The sequence below is a fragment of the Candidatus Pelagibacter sp. Uisw_113 genome, from assembly GCF_047717815.1.
GTDB lineage: Bacteria > Pseudomonadota > Alphaproteobacteria > Pelagibacterales > Pelagibacteraceae > Pelagibacter.
The window spans coordinates 168,162-193,076 of record NZ_CP159809.1; the positions used below are offsets into that span (position 1 = coordinate 168,162).

Here is a 24,915-nt window from a genome sequence, read left to right on the forward strand (position 1 = left end):
ATTTTATAGTACATAATTTTTAAGCAGTGCTAGTACTAGGTAGCCACCAGAAAAAAAAAATAATTGTGAATACTTATATTTTTTATTAAAAAAGTGTTCTTTTATATCAAACTCAAACAAGGTTAAAAAAAGTATAAATATTAAAGGGTCATAATATTTATGATAAATTGTAAATTGAGGGTTGAATAAAATAAGCAAAATTAATAATAAATAATTATTCCAATTTTTAGATAAAATAGAATAAAAAATGATTAAAGATAAAGCAAAAACATTATAAAATATAAAATTGTTATCAAATAACATATTTGATAATTTATGGAAGAAACCACCACCCCATCGACCACCATCTACAAATGGAAAGTTAAAAAAATAAATATTTAAAATAGTAAATAAAAATATTAATAAAAATATTATAAAATTTACTTTAAAAATATCAAAAAAAATTTTCTTAAAGTTCAGAATTGGAAGAATGAAAAATAAAACCATAGTAAATATTATCATTATCTTATTAGACAAATTATATGCTTGTGAACTGCTTACCCTTACTCCTTGTGCAGCAGTAAAACTAGAAAGCATATCAGTATCCAAAACATAATAAATAGCTGGCATAGACAAAATTAAAGAATAAAAAAAAAGAAAAAATAAATATTTTGAAAATTTAATTCTTTGATAAATATGATAAAAAAAATAAATAAAAAAAATACCATAACTTGGATAGATGTATGAGCTTAAGATTAAAAAAAACATTAATTTTATAGATATTATAAAATTTATTTTAGTACTTGAGTTATTCTTAAGTTTTAAAAAATAATAAATAGATATTATAAAAAATAATAGACCCCAGGTTAAACTGTAGGGCCAAATTGATAAAGAACGTATAGTCGGAGATAAAAAAATTGTAGAAGATAAAAGTATTAATGATATTTTTTTTTGATCATGAAATTTTAGAGTAAGACATTTGAAAAAAAAAATAGCTATAAGTAATGAACTTAAAGAGTTTAAAAGTCTGATAGTTTCTATTAAAAATATTTTATCTAGAAAGCCAATTATCATCCAAAAAATAGGTGAATTTCTTGTGTTGAACGTAGAATTTAAAGTAGTGTCACCAAAAACTTTAAAAGTTTGAAAAAAATCATTATTGAAACTTTCAGAAATTTTATAATGATAAAGAAAGTCATGCCTTGCTCCACCTAATGTATCTTCATTGAAAAAATAACCAAACAGAATTGTGAGATAAAAAAATAAAAAAATTATCTCCTCATAATTATATAATTTTTTATAATTAAAACTCATCTTTAATTTTTATATTTTTATCAGCACGTGACAAAAGAGTTTCTAAAGAAACATTAGCCTTAATTTCATAGTATATTTGATAAGAAAAAAGTCTCTTAGAAAGCATTATTAGAAATGAATTTATGTTGATAAGTATTTTTCCTAACACGTTATCTCCAACAGCTAAAGGAAACGGCACGGGGATACCGTATGATTTTTTAATAAAAAAACCATGCTGTTCCAATAAATGTTTAAAGCTTGAAAATGTAAACAATCTTGTATGGGTTTTGTCTAAAATACCCTTCTTACCATAGTTAAAAAAACCAATTAAAAGCATAAATCTCATCACTATAAATGCAATATTAGGTGTGGAAATTAAAACCTTAACATTTGAATTTGATGATATTTTTTTTTTTAGATCAGATAAAAATTTTTCTGGTTCATATAAGTGTTCAATCACATCTAAAATTAAAATATAGTCAAAATTCTTATAATCAATTTCAGGCAACCCTTTATTTAAATCAAAACACACATAGTTATCAAGTTGACTATTTTCTAATATTTTTTTTTTATCTACACCTGTAATATTGCAATTTTTATTTTTTAAATATGATGCAAGCTCACCATTATTACAGCCCAAATCTAAAATTTTAGAATTATCAGTTATAATTTTTAATGTTTTTGTGTGAGTGCTTGAAAAATTATTTTTGATTATATAATTCTCTTTTTGTAATATTGAACAATCAAATTTTTTATCGTAGAAAATACCTATTTCTTGTAATTTAGCCTTTACATTTGTTTTAAAAACTTGGTATGCATAGGGTAGTCCATTAAGATATGATATTTCTTCACCATAGTATGTTGGAATTGGTAATTCTTTAATTGTTAATTTTGCAATTAAAAACTGTACTATTATTTCATTATCAAATGAATAGTTTTTTGCATTTAATTCGAAGGGAACTTTTTTTAAGGAGCTTACTTTATATATTCTATAGCCAGAGTGAAATTCTGTAAAATTTGTAGAGAACATAGAATTTTGAAAAAAAGTTAAAATTTTATTTCCAACAAATTTATATAATGGCATACCACCTTTTAAAGCACCACCTTTTGTTATCATTCTAGAACCAAATACCGCATCAATATTATCTGAATTTAGAGGGTCAATTAATGCTTGAAGATACTCAGGTGCGTATTGACCATCTCCATGAAGTAAAGCCACAAAATCAAAATTATTTTTTATTGCATATTCATAGCCGATTTTTTGATTTCCACCATATCCTTGATTTTCAGGGTTGGACAAAATTTTATATTTAAAATTTTTATTAGTACTAAAATTTATATATTCTTTTGCAGCTCGCAATGTTTCATCAGTTGAAGAGTCATCATTTATAAGAATTTCAACATCATATTTTTTTGCAAGATTTTCATCAATCCTGCTTAGTACATTTTTGATAAATTTTTCACTATTATAAGCAACGACTAAAATTAATAATTTTTTTTTTGATTCAGTCATAAAAGGTAATTTTAATTATTTCGTACTGAGTATATCTATATGATATTTTTTAATAAACAAATTTATTAACAAAAAAATGAATATAAATGTCAGATTTTAATATTATAATTAGATATTTTTATGCTACTGTTATTCTATGATGATAAAAATTTTTTGCGATGATGCAGCGTTAAATGTAATTAAAAAATTTAATAAAAAAAAAATAGTTAAAGGATTTACAACAAACCCAAGCTTAATGAGAAAAGCTGGAACAAAAGATTATAAATCTTATTCTAAAAAAATATTAAAAATATGTAAAAATAAACCAGTTTCTCTAGAGGTGTTTGCTGATGAATATAAGGAGATGAAAAAGCAAGCCCTGCAAATTAATACTTGGGCAAAAAATGTTTATGTGAAAGTTCCAGTGATTAATTCTAAAGGTAAATTTATGAGTAGAATTATTAAAGAGTTAAATGAACAAAATATAAAGCTTAACATTACTGCTATCTACAGTTCAAAACAGGTAGCAAAAATTCTTAAATTGATTAATAAAAAAACAAAAGTTATTATTTCTATCTTTGCAGGAAGAGCAGGTGATGCAGGAAAAGATCCAATTCCTGAATTTAAAAGAAGTATTTCTTTGGCTAAAAATTTTAAAAACGTGGAAATATTGTGGGCAAGCGTTAGAGAACCATACAACTATTTGCAAGCAAAACAACTTGGCTGCCATATAATTACTATTCCACCAGTGATAATTGAAAAAATAGAAAAATTTGGAAAAACATTTGATCAACTAACAAAAGAAACTGTTAAAGCTTTTTTGTCTGATAGTAAGAAATCTAATTTCAAAATTTGAAAATATTTTTAAAAAATATTTCTAGACAAAATTATGAGAAATTAAGTAACCTGTTTTTATTATTTATATACCCCATCATTATAGCATAATTTATCCAAAAAATAGATGAGGTATATGTTGAAAGAAAACTTCCAGAAGGTATCAATGGTAGAATCGATATTAAAATAAAAAGTATACTTGATAATTGAAAATTATTTTTATTATGTAAATAAGATTTGATAGACAAGTATAAAGAAACAGAAATAAATATCAAAAAACATAGATATCCAAAAATTCCAGTCTCCGCCAAGAATTCGTAATGTAATTGATGTGGATGAGTGGCTGAACGTAGATTATTAAAAGGATGTTTTAGATTGTCATATTTTTTATTAGCACTTTCAACTCTAAAATTTTTAATACCTACACCAAAAATTGGGTTATCTTTAAAAATTTCATAAGCAACATTGTAATGTGCCCCATATTGTGAATTTTCTAGATAAGAATTAATACCATTTTTTTGAAATAATTTTGTTAATTGCCAAAAATATCTAGTTTTATAATCACCGTTTAAATTTATAAAAAAAATAGAAAACAATAACAATATAGATATAAAAAATATTTTTATTTTGAGCTTTATTTTATAAACAATAATAATAAAAAAAAAATAATAACAAATGTTTTTATGAAATTTGCCCGTTCCCCAATTATCAATGAAATGCCTATTACAAAAATTGCTAATAAAAAATTAAAGAATCTATTATTAGGATATCTATAATTAAAATAACTTAAAAATATCAATATAAAACCAGAAAAAAAATTCCCAATAACGCTTTCCACACCGGTAAAACTTGCCAATCTTGCACCTGGCATAATTGAATTTAGTCCAATTATATTTTTTCCAACAAAAAATTCAAAGATCAAGTCTATTATTACAATTAATAAAATAATTGACCAAATCTTATATATTTTTGTTATTTGATTGTTGTCAAAATTTAAAACAAGATACCTAAATGATGTTATAAAATATATTAATAAAAAAAATTTAAGAACCCTAGGATAAGAAAGATAAATATCATTTGAAAATATTAAATTTACAACTAATGAGGAGAAAAAAAAAAATAACAATAGAAATGTTTTTTTATCAGTGTGAATATGATCTGTTTTATTAATTAATATGGCAATGAAAATTGTTGAAATTAATAATATTGAAACATTGATAGCAAAATTACCTAATAAAATTGATATGGGAAAAAGTGAAAATAAAAATAATAAAAAATTATTCTTATTTATTATTTTCTTTGTTGCTTCTATTTTTATCATTCTAAAATTATACAAAGTTAATGTTTATTTAGCTTGTGTTGAGTTCTTAATTCATGCTTTATAAGCTTGGCATACTTGCATTTTTCTTTTCAAAATTAGTCCATAGGCTTAAATAAGCAAGTTAAATTTAAATATTCACCAAGTGGAAATTTGTTAGACCCTTGTATTTTAAAAGTTTATAAAACAATTCATACTGTTAAAATTTATACTAATTTTTTTATCATTTCAATTTTAACTAAATTTAAAGAAACTCTATATATAAAATTAAAAATAATTAATTTTTTTGAATCACTAGTATTAGAAAAAATAATATTTAACTGAATATGAGGTTATTTTTAATTGATGTTTAGTTTTACAAATTATTATTGAAATTGGTTGCGGGGGACGGATTTGAACCGCCGACCTTCAGGTTATGAGCCTGACGAGCTACCAGACTGCTCCACCCCGCGGTATATCTAAATTCTATTTTTAAGCTTATTAAGCTTTTTAACTCTTTTAATATTTTCTTGTAGAATTCTTTTCTTTTTTTCAGACGGTTTTTCATAAACACTTTTTTGTTTTACAACTTTAAAAAAACCATCTCTTTGTAGTTTTCTTTTAAGAACTCTTAATGCTTGTTCAATATTATTATCTTTGACTTCTATTTTCATAAATTTTTTTTAAGAATGTTAATTACCATTATATAATTTTGGTGTCTATTAAAATTATTCAATGTTCGAAACTTCTCTTGTTGATTTTGCTTTCTCTTTTTCTTTTTTTTCTCTTTTTATTCTTCTTTCAGCTTTTTCAATAGCTCCAATTAAATCTTTTTGAGAAAAAAGACCTAATGCAACAGGGTCTTTAGGATTTAAGTTGTTATAATTCCAATAGCTTTTATTTTTAATTGCAGTTACAGAGGCTTTAGTTATTCCAACTAATTTTGCTGTTTGTGAGTCTTTTAATATTGAATGATGCTTGATCAACCATAGAGCCGAGTCTGGCTTATCTTGTCTTTTAGATAAAGGAATATATTTCTTAATTTTCTTATCTTTTGATGATATTTCAATATCAGTATTTTTAATTTTTAGTTCTTTGTTTTCATCTTTTGAAGCTAGCTCAATCTCTTCTCTAGTAAGTTGACCAGAAATAATTGGATTATAAGCCATTATTCCTTTTGCAACTTCACCATCTGCAATACCTTGCACTTCAACCTCATGCAAATTACAGAACTTTGAAATTTGTTTGAATGTAAGTGTTGTATTTTCTACTAACCAAACAGCAGTTGCCATTGGCATCAATGGTACGTTTGACATTTAATCCTTTTTTTCTGATCTGAAGTTTTGGAATTTTTTATTGAATTTGCTTACACGACCCTTATCCATTAATTTTTGCTTTCCACCTGTCCAAGCAGCATGAGATTTTGGATCAATTTCTAATTTTAAAACTTCTCCTTCTTTTCCCCAAGTTGATCTTGTTTCAAATTGAGTTCCATCAGTCATTTCTACCTTAATTGTATGGTAGTTTGGGTGTATGTCTTTTTTCATATCGAGACTTATAGCAAAAGAATTTTATAAAACAATTAAAAGTTCTTTAATTTTTCAAGCATTTTATCATTAATTGCCATGCTAGAAGCTCTTATTTTGATGTTTTTATTTTGCAAGAGGTCAATTTCATTAATTAAGCCGCCTGCTTCTTTTACTAATATTATGCCAGCAGCTATATCCCATAAATTTAAATTATTTTGAAAATAACCATCATATCTGCCAGCTGCAACGTAGGCAATATCAAGTGCCGCACTTCCAGATTTTCTTAAAGGTAAATTAACTTCATTTTTAGTTACACCGCCAGTAGCGAACAAGCAGCTATTAAGCTCTCTTTTTTTTGATACTCTTATTCTTTGATTGTTAAAAAAAGCACCATTTTCTTTTTCAGCATAAAACATTTCATCTTTTATTGGATCATAAATTAACCCTGATACTATTTCATCACCAGATTTTAAAGCAATTGATATTGCAAAGTGAGGAACACCATGTAAAAAATTTGTAGTACCATCTATAGGGTCTATGATCCAGGTATTATTCTTATCTTTATTTATTTCTGAACCTTCTTCTTCACTGATAATAGAATAGTAAGGTCTTGCTTTTTTTAATTCTTCTATAATTATTTTCTCAGCTTTTAAATCTGCATTTGATACAAAGTCATTAGGTCCTTTGATTGAAACTTGTAGCTTTTCTATTTCTCCAAAATCTCTAATTAAAGCTCTAGATGCTTTTTCTGCAGCCTTTATCATTACATTTAGATTAGCTGATATGGATTGCATAGGATTTATATTTTTTTAATATATTCTATAGTTCTGGTATCAACTATGATCTTATCTCCACTTTCAATAAAAGGAGGTACTTGAATATTTATTCCATTATCTAATGTTGCAGGTTTATAAGAAGAGGAAACTGTTTGTCCTTTTAAAGCAACATCAGTTGTATCAATTGTGCATGTTACTTGATTGGGCAGCTCAACTGTTAAAGGTTGTTCATTATAAAAACTTATACTGACTTCTAAGTTTTCCGTTAACATTTTACCTTTTTCTCCAATTGTTTCTTTTTTAATATTAATTTGTTCGTAAGATTTTGGGTCCATAAAATAATAATCAGTTTCATCACCATAAAGATAATTAAACTTTGTTTCATCTAATGAAGCTTTTTCAACAGACTCACTTGATCTAAATCTTTCATTTAATTTTGTATTTTTATTCACACTTTTCATCTCAACTTGAGCAAAAGCACCACCTTTGCCAGGTTTCACATGTTGTGTTTTTAAGACTTGCCAAAGATCATTTTTATATTCAATTAACATCCCAACTCTAATTTCGCTTGCGTATAATTTCATTTTAATTTTCTAATAGCTTCTAATGGTTTGTATCTTTTATTATTCCAAATGTAGCTTGAAATAGCTAAAAAGTTAGCTTTATTCAATAAAAGTTTTTTATAATTACTATGTTTTATACCGCCAATAGCTACAATTGGTACGGACGTTATTTTTTTCATAGATTTTAATACAGTTAAAGTAGCTCTATATTTAACTATCTTAGTTTTAGTTGCATAAAATGCACCAAAAGCTAAATAATCAGCACCAGCCTTAATAGCCCTCTTAGCTAGATTTATAGAATTATGACAGGTGACACCAATAATTTTGTTCTTCAATATTTTTCTAGCTTTTATCAAGTCCATATCTTTTTGACCTAGATGACAACCGTCTGCATTCAGTTTTTTAGCAAGCAGGGGGTCGTCGTTGATTAAAAATTTAACTTTATATTTATTACAAATTTTCTTAATTTTTTTTCCAATAATTAATTTATTTGAATTTGTTTCTTTTTTAAGCCTTAGTTGAAAAAAACTTATTTTTTTTGAACTTAATACAAGAGCTAAATCATTGTAAAAATTTATATCAAGTATTTTATTTGGAGAAATTAGATAAACAAATTTCTTATTTATTTTATTTTGCTTCAAGTTCTTTTGACCATTTGCCTTGAGCAGCAAGTGTGCACATTTTTGCTCTGTGGTTAAAGACTTCTTGAGTGCCACTAGTATTATTAATATCCATTGACCAAAATTTAAGCGCACTTTGTTGTAAGGCTCTACCATATGAATAAGTCATAATAAAATTTGTGTCATTATACTTATTAATTAGGTTTAAATTTTCGGTTGCTTCCACTTCTGTTTGCCCACCAGATAAAAAAGCAATTCCAGGTACTTCAGTTGGTACATTTTCTTTTAGACATTTTAAAGTAAGCTTTGCGACTTCTTCACTGGATATCTTTTTGGTAGAAGTGGCCCCTTCTAAAATCATATTAGGTTTTAAAATTATTCCACTTAAATCAACTTTGTGAATCATCAATTCTTCAAAGCATTTTTTAATAACTTCAGAGGTTTTGTTAAAACAAGTTTCAGCAGAATGATCTCCATCCATTAAAACTTCAGGCTCTACAATTGGAACCATTCCACATTCTTGCACTAAAGTAGAATACCTTGCTAGTGCATGCGTATTAGAGCGAATTGATAGTTTGCTTGGATATTTATCTGAAATGTTAAAAACGCCTCTCCATTTTGTAAATCTTGCTCCAAGTTTATAATAGTCTTTTAGCCTTTCTCTTAAGCCATCTAGACCTTCTGTAATTTTTTCTTCATGAGATCCTGCTAGAATTTTTGCACCTGTATCAACTTTAATTCCTGGAACTGCTCCAGACTTAGAAATTAATTCTGGAATAGTGTGTTTTGAGTTAGATATTTGGTTAATGGTTTCATCATATAAAATAACACCACCAATAAAATCTTTCATCCCAGTTGCAGAAAAAAGTGTTTCTCTAAATAGAAGTCTATTTTCTGGGTTTGATAGCACATTAACTGATTCTAATCTTTTGGTCATAGTTCCATTGCTTTCGTCAGCAGCAAGGATTCCTTTACTATTAGATAGTATTTTTAATGCAATTTTGTTAAGTTCTGACATGTTAATTAAGAGCCTTTATACCAGGAAGTTCTTTTCCTTCAAGGAATTCTAAAAAAGCACCACCCGCAGTTGAAACAAAATTAAAATTTTTAGTTGCTCCAATATTATTCAATAGAGAAACTGTATCACCACCACCAGCAACTGAATAAATTGTATTATTCTTATTTTTTTCAATAATTTTTTTTGTTATCTCAATACTTCCTTTGGCAAAATTTGGATTTTCAAAATAACCCGCAGGCCCATTCCATAAGATAGTACTACTTTCTTCAATCAATAAATTAATAGCCTTAATTGTTTTAGGGCCAATATCTAAAATTAATTCATCTTTAGAAATATTATTTAGTTCTTTTATTTCAGCTGGTCCATCTAAGCTTTTTCCTACTGTAACGTCTTCAGGGTAAATTATCTTACAGTTTTCTTTTTTTGATAAAGAAAATATTTCTTCAATAATTTGGTTACAATTACTCTCTTGAATAGATTTTCCAATTTCATGCTTTTTATATTTGAGTATATTATTAGCCATCCCGCCAACTATTATAATATTATTAAATTTAGTGATTAAATTCTTAATGATATTAATCTTAGATGATATTTTAGACCCTCCTATGATGCACGTTATCGGTCTTTTAATTTCAGATGTAATTTTAGTGAGAGCATCAATTTCCAGATTTAATTGTAGGCCAGCATACGAAGGAATAAATTTAGTGATTTCAAAAATTGAAGCATGGGCCCTATGTGAACATGAGAAAGCATCATTAACATAAATATCAGCTAGACTTGCTAAATGTTTTGCAAAACCATTGTCATTTTTTTCTTCTTCTTCATAAAATCTAATATTTTCAAGTATTACAATTTTTTCATCCTGCTCATTAAATAAATCAGTAGATTTAAGTTCTTTTATATTTCTTGAAACTAGTCTTATATTTTCATTGATTTTATTTTTTAGATCTTCACATATTGGTTTAAGAGAGAGTTCATTCACAACTTTGCCTTTGGGTCTGCCCACATGAGATAATATTATAATTTTTGCTTCACGTTTTAATAAAAATTTAATGGTAGGTAAAATTTTATCTATTCGAGTAGCGTCAGCAATTTTTCCATTATCTAATGGAACATTTAAATCCAATCTAAGTAATACCTTTTTTTGATTAAGATTAGTCTCATTTTTAATACTTCTCATTAAGAGATTTGATGAATGTATTCTGCTATGTCACACATCCTATTTGAAAAACCCCATTCATTATCATACCACGCTGAAATTTTTCCCATATTTTTACCAACTACATTAGTTAAAGATAAATCAACAATTGCTGAGGCTGAGTTGTGATTGAAATCAATTGAAACTAATTTTTCTAGCGTAACCTCTAAAACTTTTTTTGATTGTTCTTTAGAGGCGATAGTAAACACCTCATTAATTGTCTCTTTGCTCACCTCTTTTTTCGTACAAAAAACCAGCTCTACAAGTGAAACATTAGGAGTTGGTACTCTCATTGCAATGCCTTCAAGTTTTCCTTTTAATGAAGGTATAATTTCACCAATTGCTTTTGAGGCACCTGTAGAAGTTGGCACAATAGATTGACTGGCAGATCTTGCTCTTCTAGGATCTTTATGGGAATTATCTAGAATTCTTTGATCACTAGTGAAAGCATGAATAGTTGTCATAAACCCTTTTTCAATTTCAAAATTTTCATTTAAAATATTAGCAACAGGTGCAAGGCAGTTAGTTGTACAAGAAGCTGCAGAAATAATTTGATCATCTTTTGTCAAAATATTTTCATTTACTCCATAGACAATTGTCTTATCTGCATTTTTGCATGGAGCAGAAACTATAACTTTTTTAGCTCCATTTTTTATATGAGCTAATAATTTTTCTTTTGAGTTGAATTTTCCAGTACATTCAAAAACATAATCAACATCGAATTTTTTCCAATTGATATCTTCAATATTAGATTCTTGTGAAAATGTTATTTTATTATTATTAATAATTAAATGTTTTTCATCATAATCTAAATCTGCATTAAATTTGCCATGAATAGAGTCGTATTTAATTAGAGAACAACTGGCTTCAGAATTTGATCGGTTATTGATGTGTTTGATTTCTATGTTTTTGTTTTGACTTTCAATGATAGCTCTAATTACCATTCTACCAATTCTTCCCATTCCATTGATACCAACTTTTATTGTCATATTTAACTCTTTATTAGTTTCTTAGTTTTTTGTGAAATATTTTGAACTGTTAATCCAAAATATTTGTAAATTTCTTTGTATGGTGCACTTTTACCAAATGTATCTATTCCAAAAGCTAAACCCTCAGTTCCAATATATTTTTTCCAACAATCTGTTGAAGCAGCTTCAATAGATATTTTAAATTTGGCCTCATCAAGAATTTTTTTCTTATATGATTTTGACTGCAAATCAAAAATATCTTGGCATGGTACTGACACAACTTTAGAATATATCTTATCTTTGGCTAATTTATGGCTAGTCTCAATTGCTAAATTTACCTCAGAACCACTAGCAAATATCGTTAAATTAATTTTTTTATTAGTTCTTAATACCTCGTAAGCACCCAAAGAACATTTATTTATATATGAATATTTTTTTCTAATAGGTTCAAGATTTTGCCTAGTTAAAGATAACACACTTGGCGTCTTCGAGTTTTTTAATGCTAACTCCCAACACTCGATAGTTTCCATTCTGTCTGCTGGTCTAAAAACATTTAAATTAGGAATAGACCTTAATCCAGAAAGTTGTTCTATAGGTTGGTGTGTTGGTCCATCCTCACCTAAGCCGATTGAGTCATGGGTCATTACGTAAATAACTCGCTGTTGCATCAAAGCAGATAAACGGATGGAAGGTTTACAGTAATCAGAAAATATTAAAAAAGTTCCCCCATATGGAATAAATTTACTATGAAGTGCTAGTCCATTCATTATTCCAGACATTGCATGTTCTCTAACCCCATAGTGAATATAATCACCATTAAAATTGCCAGAATTAATAGCATTATGGTGTTTTGTTTTGGTGTTATTAGATCCCGCTAAGTCAGCCGATCCACCAATTAATGTATTATTTTCTTTAGTAAGTGCATTAAGAGTTTGTTCAGAAGCTTTACGTGATGCAAGACTTTTTTTGTCTTTAACAGAATCTTTTTTTTCAGATCTTAAAGCCTTAGAGAAATTATTTTTAAAAACTTTATCTACTAATTGCTTTTTTCTTTTATAAATTTTGTTCCATGTAAACTCAAGTCTTGAACCTCTGTTTCCAATTTTTTTCCATTCATTTAAAATATTTTTAGGAATTTCAAAAGGTTTATGTTTCCAATCAAGAACCTTTCGAACCAATTTGATCTCGTCATCACCGATAGGGCTTCCGTGTGAAGAGGCTCTACCAGACTTATTGGGTGAGCCATAACCAATTTTTGTTTTACATGAAATAACAGTTGGTCTTTTTGCATTTTGAACTTTTTTTAATGCTGAAAAAATTTCTTTTTCATTGTGACCGTTAATTAGAATATAATCCCATCCGTAGCTTTCAAAACGCTTTTTGAAATTATCTGAAACTGCCAAACTAGTTGGTCCATCTATCGAAATTGAGTTATTATCAAATAGCATGACTAGGTTTTTTAATTTTAAATGTCCAGCCAAACTCATTGCTTCATGACTAATACCCTCCATTAGACATCCGTCTCCAGCTAAAACATAAGTTTTATGGTTTATTATTTCTTTACCTAATTTTTTCTTTAAAATTTCTTCTGCAATAGCAAATCCAACTGAATTAGCAATTCCTTGCCCAAGAGGACCTGTGGTAGTTTCAATTCCAGTACCAGGGTGGTACTCGGGGTGGCCTGCACAAATAGATTTTAATTGTCTAAAATTTTTAATATTATTTAAAGAAATACTTTTGTAACCAGTTAAATACAACAAAGAGTAAAGAAGCATAGATCCATGACCTGCGGATAAGACAAACCTATCTCTATTTAACCAATTAGGATTTCTTGGGTTAAATTTAAGAAAATTTTTAAACAAAACTGTTGCTACATCTGCCATTCCCATAGGCATTCCTGGATGTCCTGAATTTGCCTTTTGAACAGCATCAATTGATAAAAACCTTATTGCGTTTGATAAATCTTTATGTAGTTTGTTCAAAATATCCTATCTAGACTTAGAAGACTCAATTTAATAATATAAATATATATATATGAAAACAGACAGTGAAAAAGAAAAAAAACTAAGTTTTGCCCTTAATAAATTAAAGAGTTTAGATTTACAAAACCCAACATTAAAGACAAATTTAGAAAATTTAAGTGCTCAAAAAAATCAATTAGAAATTGAAAAAAAACAAATAGAAGAAAAGTATCAAAATTTAGAAAGCGAATATAAAGTGCTTAATCAAAAATTAGAGGATATTAATCAAAAAAAAATAGATGAGCAAAAAAAAGAGACAGAATTTTCAGAAAAAATAGATGAATTAAATCAAGAAACAGATACTTTATTAGAAGAAATTGACAAATGGCAAATGTAAATATTAAATTTAATGGTAAAGATTTTCTCCTATCCTGTGATGATGGACAAGAAGAGCATTTAGAGGAATTGTTAACTCATATTAATGAAAAATTTACCAATTTAAAAAATGACTTAGGAAATATTGGGGAAAATAAACTATTGTTAATTACTTCAGTACAAATAATGGATGAGTACTTTGAAACTAAAAAAAAAGTAGAACAAAAAAAAACTGAGTTACAAAATTTATCAAATAAATTTAGGGAATTGAAATCTTTAGTCTATGATTATAGGGATAAAAAAGAAGAAGAGATGAAAGAATTACAACAAGATCATGGGAATTTTAAAAAAGAAATAGAAAAAAATAAGGAAGATTATGAAAAAATAATCGAAGCAGCTGCAAATGAAATTGAAAATTTTGTTGAAAAAGCAAATTTAGAAAATCCAATTCAATAGATTTGTGTTAAAGTCTAAATTAAGAAAAAAAATTCTTAAAGTTAGACAAAAATTTAATACAAAAAATATTCAGATTGATTTTAACCAAATCATAAAAATTCTTAAAAAAGAAAAGATAAGCAATAAAATCATAGGTGGATATTATCCTGTAAACTTTGAGATAGACGACTTGGCACTGTTAAGAAAATTTAAAAAGAATAAATTTAACATTTCATTGCCTGCAATTAAGAAAAATTTTCAAATGGATTTTTATCCATGGTCATTCTCTGAGCCATTAAAAATAAATAGATATGGGATACCTGAACCAGAAACCAAAAATATAGTTTACCCTGATGTTTTATTAATTCCTTTACTAGCATTTGATAAAAATTTAAACAGACTTGGATATGGTGGTGGATATTACGATAGGCTAATTGAAAAATTATCAAAAAAAAAAAAAATTATAAAAATAGGCTTAGCACTTTCGATTCAAAAAATAGATAAAGTTCCAATTGGTGTATATGATCAAAAATTAGATTATATTGTAACAAATAAATATATTATAAAATGAAAATACTTTTTTTAGGTGATGTAGTTGGTATTTCAGGTCGTTCAATGATTTTAAATAATTTACTTTCAAAAATAAAAGACAAAAAAATTGATTTTGTTGTTGTTAATGGAGAAAATGCAGCAGACACTGGAATGGGACTTACAGAGAGTATATGTAAAGATTTTTTTAATTGTGGTGTTGATGTGATTACAACTGGAAACCATGTTTGGGCTCAAAAAGAAACAGTTTCTCATATAGAAAAAGAAAACAGACTTCTCAGACCTAGAAATTTATTTGCAGCCTCTCCAGGAAAGGGATTTGGAATATTTACTGCTAAAAATGAAATGAAAGTAGGAGTTCTTAATTTAATGGGAAATGTTTTTATGAAAAAATGTGAAGATGTATTTGAATCAGCTGATAAATTTCTTCAAAAATACAAACTAAAAGAGCATTATGATTTTCTGATAGTTGACTTTCATGCCGAAGTTACAAGTGAAAAAATGGCTATAGGACATTTTTTTGATGGCAAGGCCACATTAGTAGTTGGAACTCACACACATATTCCAACTAATGATGAAAGGGTATTAAAAAATGGTACTGCCTACCAAACTGATGCTGGAATGTGTGGAGATTATGACTCAGTAATTGGAATGAATAAAGAGAATTCAATTAATAGATTTTTAAAAAAAAAATCTATTAAACATTTTCCAGCGATTGGTGATGCTACTTTATGTGGTGTGATTGTTGATTGTGATATAGAAACAGGATTAGCAAAAAAGATAGAAAAATTTATTTATGGAGGAGAATTAAAAAATTCTCACTAATTATTATGTCAGGTCACTCAAAGTGGGCAAGTATAAAGCATTCAAAAGGAAAGGCTGACAAGCAAAGATCCAAAGTATTTTCTAAATTATCAAAAGAAATTAGTGTAGCAGCAAAATTAGGTGACAAAGATCCTGATATGAATCCAAGACTTAGATCTGCAATTCAAGCTGCAAAGTCAGCTAACATGCCAAAAGATAATATTGAAAGAGCTATTGCAAAATCATCTATTAATTCTGAAACTAATTATGAGAATTTGAGATATGAAGGATTTGGTCCAGATAAGATAGCAGTCATTGTCGAAGCATTAACGGATAATAAAAACAGAACAGCTTCTAATGTTAGATCTATATTTGTAAAAAGTGGTGGAAATTTAGGGACTCAGGGTTCTGCGTCACATAACTTTAATCAGTTAGGAATTATTAAAATTGATAAAAAAGAAATATCAGATGAGCAAATTTTTGAACTAGCAATCGAATCTGGTGCTGATGAGTGTATTTCGAATGATGAATTTCATGAAATACAATGTCCTATGAGCGAAATTTACAATGTAAAAAAAAACTTAGAAAAAACAATTGCAAATTTTATTTCAACAGAGATTGAATGGGTTCCCTTAAATAATGTGGATGTTGAAAAGGATAAAGTGGAAGCTGCAATAGAGTTTTTAGAAACATTAGAAGATGATGATGATGTTCAAAGTGTTTATTCAAATATAAACTTTAAGAATAGTTAATGATTATTATTGGGATAGATCCAGGAATAACAGGTTCTATTTGTTTTTTTCAAGATGGTAAAATAGTTGATGTTATTGAAATGCCAAATATGCCAGAAGGGAAAAAAAATAAAAAACAAGTTAATGGCGCTCAAATTTATTATGAAATTTGTTCAAGGATCAAAGATATAAAAAAAGAGGATATTAAAGTTATAATTGAACAGGTATCAGCTATGCCTGGTCAAGGTGTTACTAGTATGTTTAATTTTGGACAATCATTTGGTATTTTAAAAGGAATCTGTTCTGCAATGCAATTACCAATGTATTTTGTAAGACCGACAAAATGGAAAAAATATTTTAATCTTATTAATTCTGAAAAAGATGCCAGTAGAACAAAAGCAATAGAAGTATTTCCTTACTTTTCATCAGAGTTATCAAGAAAAAAAGACTCAAATAAAGCTGATGCAATATTAATTGCTAGCTTTTATTACGAAACCTACAAACTAGAAGAATAAATTAAGACTTTAAAAGTCAAATTCATGACACATTTTAGTGTGAAACCTTAAATATGGAAGCAGATATCACATCTCAAGTAGTAGGCCTTGCCTCAAATACAGATTTTTCATTGTGGAGTTTGTTTTTAAGAGCAGATTTTATTGTAAAATCAGTAATACTTATGCTGATTGGTTGTTCTGTATACTCATGGGCTGTTATCATTGAAAAATTTAGACTATTTAAAAAAATCAATACAGAATCTGAAGAATTCGAAGAAAAATTTTGGAAATCAAAATCGGCAGAAACTTTTTACAACAGTTTGCCAGCTGATGTAGAAAACCCAACAGCTTTATTGTTTAAGGATACCATGCAAAGTTTATTAAAAGCTAAAAATAAAACTAATCTAAATGAAAGAATGGCAAGTATACTTGAGGTTAATATTGAAAAACAAATTTCAAAAATAGACAGTGGTTTTACATTTTTAGCAACAGTTGGTTCAACAGCGCCCTTTATAGGTTTGTTTGGAACTGTATGGGGAATAATGAACTCATTTCAATCTATAGCAATCTCAAGAAATACAAGTTTGGCAATTGTGGCGCCAGGAATAGCAGAAGCATTATTTGCAACTGCTCTTGGATTGTTGGCTGCAATACCTGCAGTTGTTGCTTACAATAAATTTAATAACGACTCAAAAAAATATTCACAAAGATTAGAAAATTTTTCTAAAAGATTTTTATCAATAATATAAAATGGCTTTTAAAATTAATCGTTCATCCAAAGAGCCCATGAGTGAAATAAATGTTACTCCTTTTGTAGATGTAATGTTGGTATTATTAATTATATTTATGGTAACAGCGCCATTATTAACAGTTGGAATACAAGTCGATTTACCTGAAAGCTCAGCAGACTCATTGCCTGAAGAATTAGAACCATTAACATTGTCTATAAATTCCAAAGGTGAAATATTTATTCAAGAATCTAAAGTTGAATATAATAAAATAATAGCAAAAATTTTAGCTGTATCTAAAAATAGAACAGATACTAGAATTTATGTCCGAGGAGACAAGTCTATAAATTATGGTAGAGTTTTAGAAATAATGGGGATGTTATCTGGTTCTGGCTTTACAAAAGTAGCATTAATTTCTGAACCATATAAAGTGAGGTAGTTAAAGTGAATAGAAATATTGTTATTTCTTTTGGTCTTCATATATTTCTTGTGATAATTACAGCTATGAGTTTACCATTCCTTGCTAAAAAACCGATTGATCTTCCCCCAATTATATCAGTTGAGCTAATTCAAATCACAGATAAAACTAACATTCCCTTTGCACCTAAGGCAAAAAAAATAATACAGAAGGTTAAAGAAAAAGAAAAAAAACTAGTTTCTGAACAGGCACCACCAAAAAAAATAAAACAAAAAAAACCAGACGCCGTTCCATTACCTGATGAAAAAATAGAAAAAATAAAAAAAATTAAAGATAAAAAACAAAATCCTGATAAAGTAGAGACGGAAATTAAACAAATTTCAGAATTTGAAAAAAAAGAACTATTCGATACCAATAGTATTGCGGCATTAATTGATAAATCTAAAACTGAGAGTGCAGAAACAAAAAAGAAACTAGATAAGGTTACTCAAGATCAAAATAAAGAAATGGATTTTAGTGGATTAACTTTAAGTGAAGAAGATGCTCTAAAAGCTCAAATTTTTGGTTGTTGGAGTATTCCTCTAGGGTTACCGTTTAACGAAGATTTATTAGTTAGAATTAAGTTACAATTAAAGCCAGATGGTTCTATTATAAAAACTGAAATTCTTGATCATGCTAGAATGAATAGGCCTGGACAGGGATTTTATAAAGTATTAGCTGAAAGCGCATTAAGAGCTATAAAGCTTTGCCAACCTCTTAGAGTGCCTAGTGCAGGCTATGAAAGATGGAAAGATATGCAGCTAAACTTTGATGCTAGAGAAATGTTAGAAGGATAAAAATGTTATTAAGATATTTATTTATATTGCTTATTATTATTCCCGTTAAAGCTTTTGCTTTAATAGAAGTTGATATTACTAGAGGAAATTTAAACCCACTACCTGTTGCTGTATCTCCCCTGTCAATTGATAACAAATCAAAAGAAAAACTTAAAAAAATTTTAAAAAAAAAAGATCTTGGATCAGAAATTTCAATAATTGTTGAAAATAATTTAAGACAATCTGGTCTATTTAATCCGCTAAACAAAAATGCATTTCTTCAAGAGCCAGATGTGGCTAATTTAAAACCAAGGTTTGAAGATTGGAATTTAATAAAAGCTCAAGCTTTAATAACAGGAAAGGTTACGTTTGTAGATGAAAAGCTAAGAGTCGAATTTAGACTATGGGATATTCTTGCTGGAAAAGAAATGATGGCTTTAGCATTTACTACCGTACCTAGTAACTGGAGAAGAGTAGGTCACATCATCACAGATAAAGTTTATGAACGTCTAACTGGAGAAAAAGGTTATTTTGATACTAGAATAATATATGTTTCTGAAGATGGTCCAAAAACTAAAAGAATAAAAAAATTAGCAATAATGGATCAAGATGGTTTTAATAATAAATATTTAACACTTGGAAATGAATTGGTTTTAACACCAAGATTTAGCCCAACAAACCAGATGGTTACATATCTTTCTTATTTTAGAAATTTACCTAGAGTGTATTTATTAGATATAGAAACTGGAATGCAAGAAGTGGTAGGAGACTTCCCTGGTATGACATTTGCTCCAAGGTTTTCACCTGATGGAAAAAAAATTATAATGAGTTTTGCTAAAGATGGCAATTCTGATATTTATACAATGGATCTTGAAAACAGAATTGTTGAAAGAATTACCAATCATCCATCAATTGATACCTCACCTTCTTATTCACCGGATGGAAAAAAAATTACCTTTAATTCAGATAGAAGCGGTTACCAACAAATTTATGTAATGGATAGTAATGGGAAAAATGTTAAGAGAATTTCATTTGGAAATGGTTTGTATGGAACCCCCGTGTGGTCTCCAAGAAGTGATTTAATTGCATTCACAAAGCTTCATAAAGGAAAATTTTATATTGGAGTTATGAGAACTGATGGAACGGGCGAAAGACTGTTAACAGAAAATTTTTACCAAGAAGCACCATCCTGGTCTCCGAATGGAAGAGTGTTAATTTTTTATAGAGAGACTAAAACTAACTCAAAAGGAGAGGGGTTTTCAGCAAAATTGTGGTCTATCGATTTAACAGGATATAATGAAAAGATGGTTGAAACTGAAACAGACGCATCCGACCCATCTTGGTCGTCTTTATTAAGCAATTAATAGTTAAATCACTTGATTTTTTAACTTGAAACATCTAATTAGTTGTGAAAAAGTAAGTTATTAAATCAAGAATTAAGGAGCAAAAATGAACTTAAGCAAGATTTTAAAAAATACATTTCTAATTATATTAGCAAGTTTAGTATTAAGTGCTTGTGCAACAAAAAAAACAACAACAACAGGACAGCTTCAAGGTGATGTTTACACAGGAACAGATTCTGTTGAATATTTAGCATCTGGTGTTCCAGATAGAGTTTTCTTTGCAACAAATGAAACTGTACTTACAACAGCTTCAAGAGAAACTTTAAGAAAACAAGCCACATGGTTAAGAAAAAATTCAGATATTAATGTTGTCTTAGAAGGTCATGCTGATGAAAGAGGTACAAGAGAGTACAACTTAGCATTAGGTGAAAGAAGAGCTAATTCAGCAAAAGACTATTTAATGACTTATGGAATTTCTTCAGATAGAATTTCTGTATTAAGTTATGGTAAAGAAAGACCGGTAGATTCAGGATCTAATCCTTTAGCATGGTCTAAAAATAGAAGATCAGTTACCGTTAAAGCTAACTAATTAATCTAAACAATTTATAAAAGACCCTATCGCATTTGTGAATAGGGTCTTTTTTTTGCCATCATTATAATTACTACTAAGTTTATTATGTTTAATTATAAAAAAAAAATTCGATTAAAATTAATATTACTATTTATATTTTTCCCAAATATTACTTTTGCAGACAACCATAATATAAATGAAATCTTAGAGTTAATTCAAAAAGATCTAAAAACTTTAGAAAAAGCTGTTTATTCAGGGTCAGCTAATTCAAATAGTCAAAAGGACAGAAATGAAAACTCTGAAGATGTCTTAACAAGACATCTTTTAAAATTATCTGATGTTGAAAAACAATTTCAAGAACTTACTAATAAGTTTGAAGAAATCAACTTCAAGTTAGATAAATTATCAAATAGGCTTTCTAAGGTTCAAGCAGATAATCAAATTAGGTTTCAAGATGTTGAAAACACTTTGTCATCTGGAGAAGTAGGAAAAAAATTAACCTCAGTACCAAGGAAACAAGTAAACAAAACTTTACCAGGCTCTTCACAGCCTCAAGACTTAGGATCTATTTCATATAAAGATACAGAAAATGGAGAAACCACTCAACAAATACAATCTGTAGAAACTACCTCATCTATAGTGACAGAAAACTTTGAGTCAGAAAAAAATATACTCCCAAATACTTCTCCAGAAAAACAATATGAATTTGCAACTAGTTTTTTAAAGGTAGGTGATTATAGCACTGCCGAAAGAGCCTTTAGAGAATTTGTAATAAAAAATTCGGAACATAAATTAGCAGGTAATGCTCAATATTGGTATGCTGAAACGTTTAGAATAAGACAACTCTATACAGATGCCGCCACTGCTTATCTTGAGGGATATCAAAAATATCCAAAAGGTGAGAAGGCTCCTATAAATTTATTAAAACTTGGTGTATCAATGGTTCAAATAGGAGAAAAAGAGCAAGGTTGTAAAATGATTGTAGGAGTTGAAGAGCAATATCCTAAAGCAAATCAATCTGTGCTTCAAAAAGCAAAATATGAATCAAAAAAGTTTGAGTGTTCAAAACAAAACTCATAAACAAATTCTTAGTTTTCTAAAAAATCAAAAAATCTCTAAAGTTTATAGTGAATTCGCTTCCTCTTTAAATGCTAGAGAAAATTTAGCTGTAGCAGTTTCAGGTGGACCCGATAGTTTGGCGCTAGCTTACTTGGCTAAATGCTATTCAATAAAAAATAAAATAACAGTTAAATTCTTTTTAGTTGATCATAAGCTTAGACCTGAGTCGACAAAAGAAGCTACTTCTGTAAAAAAACTTTTACAAAAAGTTGGTATCACATGCAAAGTATTAAGTTGGAAAGGTAAAAAACCTTCTAGAAATATTCAATCTTTAGCAAGAGAGGCAAGATATTCTTTATTAGCAAAAGAATGTAGTAAAAATAATATTAAGCACTTATTATTAGGACACCATTCAAATGATTTATTTGAAAACTTTTTAATTAGAGTGGTTAGAGGAAGTGGGCTAAATGGACTGGTATCTTTTAATAAGAGTGTAAAATATAAAGATGAAGATCTAAATATTTTAAGACCATTACTCAACTTAGAAAAAAATGATTTAATTAATATTTCTAAAATAGTATTTAAGTTTTTTATTAAAGATCCATCCAATACTAATGAGATATATAAAAGAACAAGAATTAGAACTCTATTAGAATTTCTTGAAAAAGAGGGATTGGATTTAAAAAAACTAAAATTAACCATTGATAATTTAAGAGACTCAGACAAATCAATAAAGTTTTATGTTAAAAAAAATTTAAAGGATAACTCTGTACATATTAAAATAAAAGACACTTGTATTTTAAATCATAATTTCTTTGATCAATCTCATGAAGTTGTTTTTAGATCCTTGACTCTTGTTATTCAAAAAATAGGAAAAAAATATTATCCTGTTAGAGGAAAAAGTATTAATGAGTTGATCAACCGAATAACCCTCAAGACATTTTCAAAAATAACTTTAGGAGGTTGCTTTGTTGAAAGTATTAATGAGACCATATTAATATCAAGAGAAAACACCAATAAAGTTAAAGTTTTGTAACAATTTGACACTTGTTTAATTAATAATAATTATTATCTTATGAGTATGAATATGAAGAATTTAGCCATGTGGGCAGTAATTGTTTTTTTAACAATAGGCCTTTATAATATGTTTAAAAACCCTCAAGCTAATGTGGGCAAAGGCAATTCTATTATATTTTCAGAGTTTTTATCAGAAGTTGATAATGGTGGAGTTGTAAAAGTAGATATTCAAGGAAACAATATTAAAGGAGTGCTAGCTAATGGAAATACTTTTTCTACTTATTCACCAAATTATCCAAATTTAATTGAGAAGTTATCTGAAAAAGGCGTAAGTATATCAGCTGCTCCTTTAGAAGCTAAGATGCCTTCTTTGTTTGGAGTTTTATTATCGTGGTTTCCAATGTTGTTATTAATTGCTGTTTGGATTTTCTTTATGAGGCAGATGCAAGGCGGCAAAGGTGGAGCTATGGGCTTTGGTAAATCTAAAGCTAAATTGATGAACGAATTAAAAGGTAAGGTTACCTTTGATGATGTTGCTGGAGTAGAAGAGGCTAAAGAAGAAGTTGAAGAAGTTGTTCAATTTTTAAAAGACCCTAAAAAATTTAGTAGACTTGGTGGAAAAATACCTAGAGGATGTTTGTTAGTTGGCCAACCAGGAACGGGTAAGACTTTACTAGCTAGAGCTATAGCTGGAGAAGCTGGAGTTCCATTTTTTACTATATCAGGATCAGATTTTGTTGAAATGTTTGTAGGTGTTGGAGCCTCAAGAGTTAGAGATATGTTTGAACAAGGTAAAAAAAATTCACCCTGCATTATTTTCATAGATGAGATAGATGCTGTTGGAAGAAGTAGAGGTGCTGGTCTTGGTGGAGGTAACGATGAAAGAGAACAAACTTTAAACCAGTTATTAGTTGAAATGGACGGCTTTGAAACGAATGAAGGTGTAATAATTATTGCGGCCACAAATAGACCCGATGTATTAGACCCAGCATTATTACGGCCAGGTAGATTTGATAGACAGGTAGTTGTCGGACTTCCAGATATAATAGGAAGAGAAAAAGTATTAAAAGTTCATGTTAAAAAAATTAAAATGGCCCCGGATGTCAATTTAAGAACAGTAGCCAGAGGAACTCCTGGTTTTTCAGGTGCAGATTTAGCAAATATAGTTAATGAAGCAGCATTACTTGCTGCAAGAAAAAATAAAAGACTAGTTACTCTAGCTGAGTTTGAAGAAGCTAGAGATAAAGTGATGATGGGATCAGAAAGAAGATCCATGGTCATGACTGAAGAAGAAAAAACATTAACAGCTTATCACGAAGCTGGACATGCAATAGTAACTATTAACGAGAATGCAGCTCATCCGATTCATAAAGCAACAATCATTCCAAGAGGTCGAGCCTTAGGAATGGTTATGCAGTTACCTGAGAGAGATCAGATATCCCAAACAAGAGAACAACTTCATGCTCAATTAGCAATAGCTATGGGTGGAAGAGTAGCGGAAGAAATCATATTTGGTGAAGATAAAGTTACAACTGGTGCATCTAGTGATATCGAACAAGCGACTCAAAGAGCAAGAGCCATGGTAATGCAAGCAGGCCTTAGTAAAGAGTTGGGACCTGTTGCTTATGGTTCGAATGAAGAAGAGGTATTTTTAGGTAGATCTGTTGCTAGAACTCAAAATATGTCTGAAGAAACTTCAAAAAAAGTAGACTCAGAAATTAGAAAAATTGTAGATAAGGGTTATGAAAGAGCAAGAACAGTTTTAACTGAAAAAATTGATGATCTACATAAATTAGCTAAAGCTCTCTTAACATATGAAACACTATCAGGTGAAGAAATAGAAAACCTGATAAATAAAAATATATATCCAAGCAATAAAGAGGATTTAAAAGTTGAAGATGAAGATAAAGGCTCAGCTTTAAGCTCAATGGGTCTTAAGCCAAAAATAGTTCATTAAAACTAAATGAAAAAATGTTACACAAGAGCGTGTAATTTTGCTTACGGTAAATTTTCGATTGAATTAGTTAGAAAAAAAAAAAAATCTCCCA

29 protein-coding genes and 1 tRNA gene are annotated in these 24,915 nt (G+C 28.4%); 16 read left to right on the plus strand and 14 right to left on the minus strand.

The annotated features are described in order from the left end of the window. Positions 1 to 3 precede the first annotated feature (3 nt). Entirely contained in the window at positions 4 to 1,293 is a 1,290-nt protein-coding gene (locus ABXT39_RS00850) for a hypothetical protein (RefSeq protein ID WP_415295297.1), read from the minus strand. Further along, the gene (locus ABXT39_RS00855; protein WP_415295298.1) at positions 1,283 to 2,785 is read right to left on the minus strand and encodes a glycosyltransferase; all 1,503 of its coding nucleotides are present in this window, start codon (positions 2,783 to 2,785) and stop codon (positions 1,283 to 1,285) included. Before ABXT39_RS00855 ends, ABXT39_RS00850 begins: the two co-directional genes overlap by 11 nt. A 136-nt stretch (positions 2,786 to 2,921) precedes the next feature. Between ABXT39_RS00855 and ABXT39_RS00860 the strand changes: the two genes are divergently transcribed. Continuing rightward, positions 2,922 to 3,620 carry a transaldolase family protein gene (locus tag ABXT39_RS00860; protein ID WP_415295299.1) on the plus strand — a complete coding sequence of 233 codons (699 nt, stop codon included), beginning with the start codon at positions 2,922 to 2,924 and terminating at the stop codon, positions 3,618 to 3,620. Positions 3,621 to 3,651: 31 nt separating this feature from the next. On the opposite strand, the gene ABXT39_RS00865 is transcribed toward ABXT39_RS00860, so the two are convergent. Continuing rightward, the gene (locus ABXT39_RS00865; RefSeq protein WP_415295912.1) at positions 3,652 to 4,338 is read right to left on the minus strand and encodes an O-antigen ligase family protein; all 687 of its coding nucleotides are present in this window, start codon (positions 4,336 to 4,338) and stop codon (positions 3,652 to 3,654) included. A 441-nt stretch (positions 4,339 to 4,779) separates the two neighbouring features. Between ABXT39_RS00865 and ABXT39_RS00870 the strand changes: the two genes are divergently transcribed. Then, positions 4,780 to 4,983 (plus strand): hypothetical protein, encoded by a 204-nt coding sequence (locus tag ABXT39_RS00870; RefSeq protein ID WP_415295301.1) that lies wholly within the window; start codon positions 4,780 to 4,782, stop codon positions 4,981 to 4,983. 308 nt (positions 4,984 to 5,291) lie between these two features. Here ABXT39_RS00870 and ABXT39_RS00875 read toward each other — a convergent pair. The 11 genes from ABXT39_RS00875 to tkt all read right to left on the minus strand — a co-directional run bounded on the left by ABXT39_RS00875 (position 5,292) and on the right by tkt (position 13,549). Beyond that, positions 5,292 to 5,368 (minus strand) — tRNA-Met (locus ABXT39_RS00875). Positions 5,369 to 5,374: 6 nt separating this feature from the next. Next, positions 5,375 to 5,569, minus strand: a complete 195-nt coding sequence (rpsU, locus tag ABXT39_RS00880; RefSeq protein ID WP_415295303.1) for a 30S ribosomal protein S21 — start codon at positions 5,567 to 5,569, stop codon at positions 5,375 to 5,377. A gap of 54 nt (positions 5,570 to 5,623) precedes the next feature. After that, the gene (locus ABXT39_RS00885; protein WP_415295304.1) at positions 5,624 to 6,211 is read right to left on the minus strand and encodes a cell cycle transcriptional regulator TrcR; all 588 of its coding nucleotides are present in this window, start codon (positions 6,209 to 6,211) and stop codon (positions 5,624 to 5,626) included. Further along, positions 6,212 to 6,442, minus strand: a complete 231-nt coding sequence (gene rpmE / locus ABXT39_RS00890; protein WP_271512504.1) for a 50S ribosomal protein L31 — start codon at positions 6,440 to 6,442, stop codon at positions 6,212 to 6,214. It abuts the gene before it with no gap. A gap of 35 nt (positions 6,443 to 6,477) precedes the next feature. Next, positions 6,478 to 7,218, minus strand: a complete 741-nt coding sequence (locus ABXT39_RS00895; protein ID WP_415295305.1) for an inositol monophosphatase family protein — start codon at positions 7,216 to 7,218, stop codon at positions 6,478 to 6,480. 5 nt (positions 7,219 to 7,223) lie between these two features. Continuing rightward, a complete protein-coding gene (gene efp, locus ABXT39_RS00900) occupies positions 7,224 to 7,784 on the minus strand; it encodes an elongation factor P (protein WP_415295306.1) in 561 nt (186 codons plus the stop codon). Then, a complete protein-coding gene (gene thiE / locus ABXT39_RS00905; protein ID WP_415295307.1) occupies positions 7,781 to 8,404 on the minus strand; it encodes a thiamine phosphate synthase in 624 nt (207 codons plus the stop codon). The genes efp and thiE overlap by 4 nt, the downstream gene beginning before the upstream one ends. Beyond that, positions 8,391 to 9,401, minus strand: a complete 1,011-nt coding sequence (locus tag ABXT39_RS00910) for a class I fructose-bisphosphate aldolase (RefSeq protein ID WP_415295308.1) — start codon at positions 9,399 to 9,401, stop codon at positions 8,391 to 8,393. The genes thiE and ABXT39_RS00910 overlap by 14 nt, the downstream gene beginning before the upstream one ends. A gap of 1 nt (position 9,402) precedes the next feature. Next, positions 9,403 to 10,581, minus strand: coding sequence for a phosphoglycerate kinase (locus ABXT39_RS00915; RefSeq protein WP_415295309.1), 1,179 nt, complete (start codon positions 10,579 to 10,581; stop codon positions 9,403 to 9,405). After that, complete coding sequence (gene gap / locus ABXT39_RS00920; RefSeq protein WP_415295310.1) at positions 10,581 to 11,588, minus strand: type I glyceraldehyde-3-phosphate dehydrogenase; 1,008 nt, start codon at positions 11,586 to 11,588, stop codon at positions 10,581 to 10,583. The genes ABXT39_RS00915 and gap overlap by 1 nt, the downstream gene beginning before the upstream one ends. A 2-nt stretch (positions 11,589 to 11,590) precedes the next feature. Next, positions 11,591 to 13,549 carry a transketolase gene (tkt, locus tag ABXT39_RS00925; protein WP_415295312.1) on the minus strand — a complete coding sequence of 653 codons (1,959 nt, stop codon included), beginning with the start codon at positions 13,547 to 13,549 and terminating at the stop codon, positions 11,591 to 11,593. Positions 13,550 to 13,601: 52 nt separating this feature from the next. Here tkt and ABXT39_RS00930 point away from each other — a divergent pair, with 52 nt between their 5' ends. The 14 genes from ABXT39_RS00930 to ftsH all read left to right on the plus strand — a co-directional run bounded on the left by ABXT39_RS00930 (position 13,602) and on the right by ftsH (position 24,824). Continuing rightward, complete coding sequence (locus ABXT39_RS00930) at positions 13,602 to 13,925, plus strand: 5-formyltetrahydrofolate cyclo-ligase (RefSeq protein WP_415295314.1); 324 nt, start codon at positions 13,602 to 13,604, stop codon at positions 13,923 to 13,925. Beyond that, on the plus strand, positions 13,913 to 14,359 hold the full coding sequence (gene zapA / locus ABXT39_RS00935) for a cell division protein ZapA (RefSeq protein WP_415295315.1): 447 nt from the start codon (positions 13,913 to 13,915) through the stop codon (positions 14,357 to 14,359). Before ABXT39_RS00930 ends, zapA begins: the two co-directional genes overlap by 13 nt. A 4-nt stretch (positions 14,360 to 14,363) precedes the next feature. Next, the gene (locus ABXT39_RS00940; RefSeq protein WP_415295316.1) at positions 14,364 to 14,909 is read left to right on the plus strand and encodes a 5-formyltetrahydrofolate cyclo-ligase; all 546 of its coding nucleotides are present in this window, start codon (positions 14,364 to 14,366) and stop codon (positions 14,907 to 14,909) included. After that, positions 14,906 to 15,712, plus strand: coding sequence for a TIGR00282 family metallophosphoesterase (locus tag ABXT39_RS00945; protein ID WP_415295317.1), 807 nt, complete (start codon positions 14,906 to 14,908; stop codon positions 15,710 to 15,712). Before ABXT39_RS00940 ends, ABXT39_RS00945 begins: the two co-directional genes overlap by 4 nt. Positions 15,713 to 15,717: 5 nt before the next feature. Next, entirely contained in the window at positions 15,718 to 16,443 is a 726-nt protein-coding gene (locus ABXT39_RS00950; RefSeq protein ID WP_415295318.1) for a YebC/PmpR family DNA-binding transcriptional regulator, read from the plus strand. Further along, on the plus strand, positions 16,443 to 16,937 hold the full coding sequence (locus ABXT39_RS00955; protein ID WP_415295319.1) for a crossover junction endodeoxyribonuclease: 495 nt from the start codon (positions 16,443 to 16,445) through the stop codon (positions 16,935 to 16,937). The genes ABXT39_RS00950 and ABXT39_RS00955 overlap by 1 nt, the downstream gene beginning before the upstream one ends. Before the next feature lie 53 nt (positions 16,938 to 16,990). Continuing rightward, positions 16,991 to 17,665, plus strand: coding sequence for a protein TolQ (gene tolQ / locus ABXT39_RS00960; RefSeq protein WP_415295321.1), 675 nt, complete (start codon positions 16,991 to 16,993; stop codon positions 17,663 to 17,665). A gap of 1 nt (position 17,666) precedes the next feature. Further along, entirely contained in the window at positions 17,667 to 18,083 is a 417-nt protein-coding gene (tolR, locus tag ABXT39_RS00965; RefSeq protein ID WP_415295322.1) for a protein TolR, read from the plus strand. A gap of 5 nt (positions 18,084 to 18,088) precedes the next feature. Then, positions 18,089 to 18,898: a cell envelope biogenesis protein TolA gene (locus tag ABXT39_RS00970; RefSeq protein WP_415295323.1), complete on the plus strand. Its 810-nt coding sequence runs from the start codon at positions 18,089 to 18,091 to the stop codon at positions 18,896 to 18,898. Between the two features lie 2 nt (positions 18,899 to 18,900). Continuing rightward, positions 18,901 to 20,241 (plus strand): Tol-Pal system beta propeller repeat protein TolB, encoded by a 1,341-nt coding sequence (gene tolB, locus ABXT39_RS00975; protein ID WP_415295325.1) that lies wholly within the window; start codon positions 18,901 to 18,903, stop codon positions 20,239 to 20,241. Between the two features lie 85 nt (positions 20,242 to 20,326). Next, positions 20,327 to 20,809 carry a peptidoglycan-associated lipoprotein Pal gene (gene pal / locus ABXT39_RS00980; protein WP_415295326.1) on the plus strand — a complete coding sequence of 161 codons (483 nt, stop codon included), beginning with the start codon at positions 20,327 to 20,329 and terminating at the stop codon, positions 20,807 to 20,809. A gap of 87 nt (positions 20,810 to 20,896) precedes the next feature. Beyond that, a complete protein-coding gene (ybgF, locus tag ABXT39_RS00985) occupies positions 20,897 to 21,871 on the plus strand; it encodes a tol-pal system protein YbgF (RefSeq protein ID WP_415295328.1) in 975 nt (324 codons plus the stop codon). Then, positions 21,831 to 22,886 carry a tRNA lysidine(34) synthetase TilS gene (gene tilS / locus ABXT39_RS00990; RefSeq protein WP_415295329.1) on the plus strand — a complete coding sequence of 352 codons (1,056 nt, stop codon included), beginning with the start codon at positions 21,831 to 21,833 and terminating at the stop codon, positions 22,884 to 22,886. The genes ybgF and tilS overlap by 41 nt, the downstream gene beginning before the upstream one ends. A 51-nt stretch (positions 22,887 to 22,937) precedes the next feature. Next, a complete protein-coding gene (gene ftsH, locus ABXT39_RS00995; RefSeq protein ID WP_415295913.1) occupies positions 22,938 to 24,824 on the plus strand; it encodes an ATP-dependent zinc metalloprotease FtsH in 1,887 nt (628 codons plus the stop codon). Positions 24,825 to 24,915: the final 91 nt, after the last annotated feature.

Coding starts and splice junctions, on each gene's coding strand:
- ABXT39_RS00850 (WP_415295297.1), bottom strand. CDS start 1,293: ATGAGTTTTAATTATAAAAAATTATATAATTATGAGGAGATAATTTTT.
- ABXT39_RS00855 (WP_415295298.1), bottom strand. CDS start 2,785: ATGACTGAATCAAAAAAAAAATTATTAATTTTAGTCGTTGCTTATAAT.
- ABXT39_RS00860 (WP_415295299.1), top strand. CDS start 2,922: ATGATGATAAAAATTTTTTGCGATGATGCAGCGTTAAATGTAATTAAA.
- ABXT39_RS00870 (WP_415295301.1), top strand. CDS start 4,780: ATGAAAATTGTTGAAATTAATAATATTGAAACATTGATAGCAAAATTA.
- rpsU (WP_415295303.1), bottom strand. CDS start 5,569: ATGAAAATAGAAGTCAAAGATAATAATATTGAACAAGCATTAAGAGTT.
- ABXT39_RS00885 (WP_415295304.1), bottom strand. CDS start 6,211: ATGTCAAACGTACCATTGATGCCAATGGCAACTGCTGTTTGGTTAGTA.
- rpmE (WP_271512504.1), bottom strand. CDS start 6,442: ATGAAAAAAGACATACACCCAAACTACCATACAATTAAGGTAGAAATG.
- ABXT39_RS00895 (WP_415295305.1), bottom strand. CDS start 7,218: ATGCAATCCATATCAGCTAATCTAAATGTAATGATAAAGGCTGCAGAA.
- efp (WP_415295306.1), bottom strand. CDS start 7,784: ATGAAATTATACGCAAGCGAAATTAGAGTTGGGATGTTAATTGAATAT.
- ABXT39_RS00910 (WP_415295308.1), bottom strand. CDS start 9,401: ATGTCAGAACTTAACAAAATTGCATTAAAAATACTATCTAATAGTAAA.
- ABXT39_RS00915 (WP_415295309.1), bottom strand. CDS start 10,581: ATGAGAAGTATTAAAAATGAGACTAATCTTAATCAAAAAAAGGTATTA.
- gap (WP_415295310.1), bottom strand. CDS start 11,588: ATGACAATAAAAGTTGGTATCAATGGAATGGGAAGAATTGGTAGAATG.
- ABXT39_RS00930 (WP_415295314.1), top strand. CDS start 13,602: ATGAAAACAGACAGTGAAAAAGAAAAAAAACTAAGTTTTGCCCTTAAT.
- zapA (WP_415295315.1), top strand. CDS start 13,913: ATGGCAAATGTAAATATTAAATTTAATGGTAAAGATTTTCTCCTATCC.
- ABXT39_RS00945 (WP_415295317.1), top strand. CDS start 14,906: ATGAAAATACTTTTTTTAGGTGATGTAGTTGGTATTTCAGGTCGTTCA.
- ABXT39_RS00950 (WP_415295318.1), top strand. CDS start 15,718: ATGTCAGGTCACTCAAAGTGGGCAAGTATAAAGCATTCAAAAGGAAAG.
- ABXT39_RS00955 (WP_415295319.1), top strand. CDS start 16,443: ATGATTATTATTGGGATAGATCCAGGAATAACAGGTTCTATTTGTTTT.
- tolQ (WP_415295321.1), top strand. CDS start 16,991: ATGGAAGCAGATATCACATCTCAAGTAGTAGGCCTTGCCTCAAATACA.
- tolR (WP_415295322.1), top strand. CDS start 17,667: ATGGCTTTTAAAATTAATCGTTCATCCAAAGAGCCCATGAGTGAAATA.
- tolB (WP_415295325.1), top strand. CDS start 18,901: ATGTTATTAAGATATTTATTTATATTGCTTATTATTATTCCCGTTAAA.
- pal (WP_415295326.1), top strand. CDS start 20,327: ATGAACTTAAGCAAGATTTTAAAAAATACATTTCTAATTATATTAGCA.
- ybgF (WP_415295328.1), top strand. CDS start 20,897: ATGTTTAATTATAAAAAAAAAATTCGATTAAAATTAATATTACTATTT.
- tilS (WP_415295329.1), top strand. CDS start 21,831: ATGAATCAAAAAAGTTTGAGTGTTCAAAACAAAACTCATAAACAAATT.
- ftsH (WP_415295913.1), top strand. CDS start 22,938: ATGAAGAATTTAGCCATGTGGGCAGTAATTGTTTTTTTAACAATAGGC.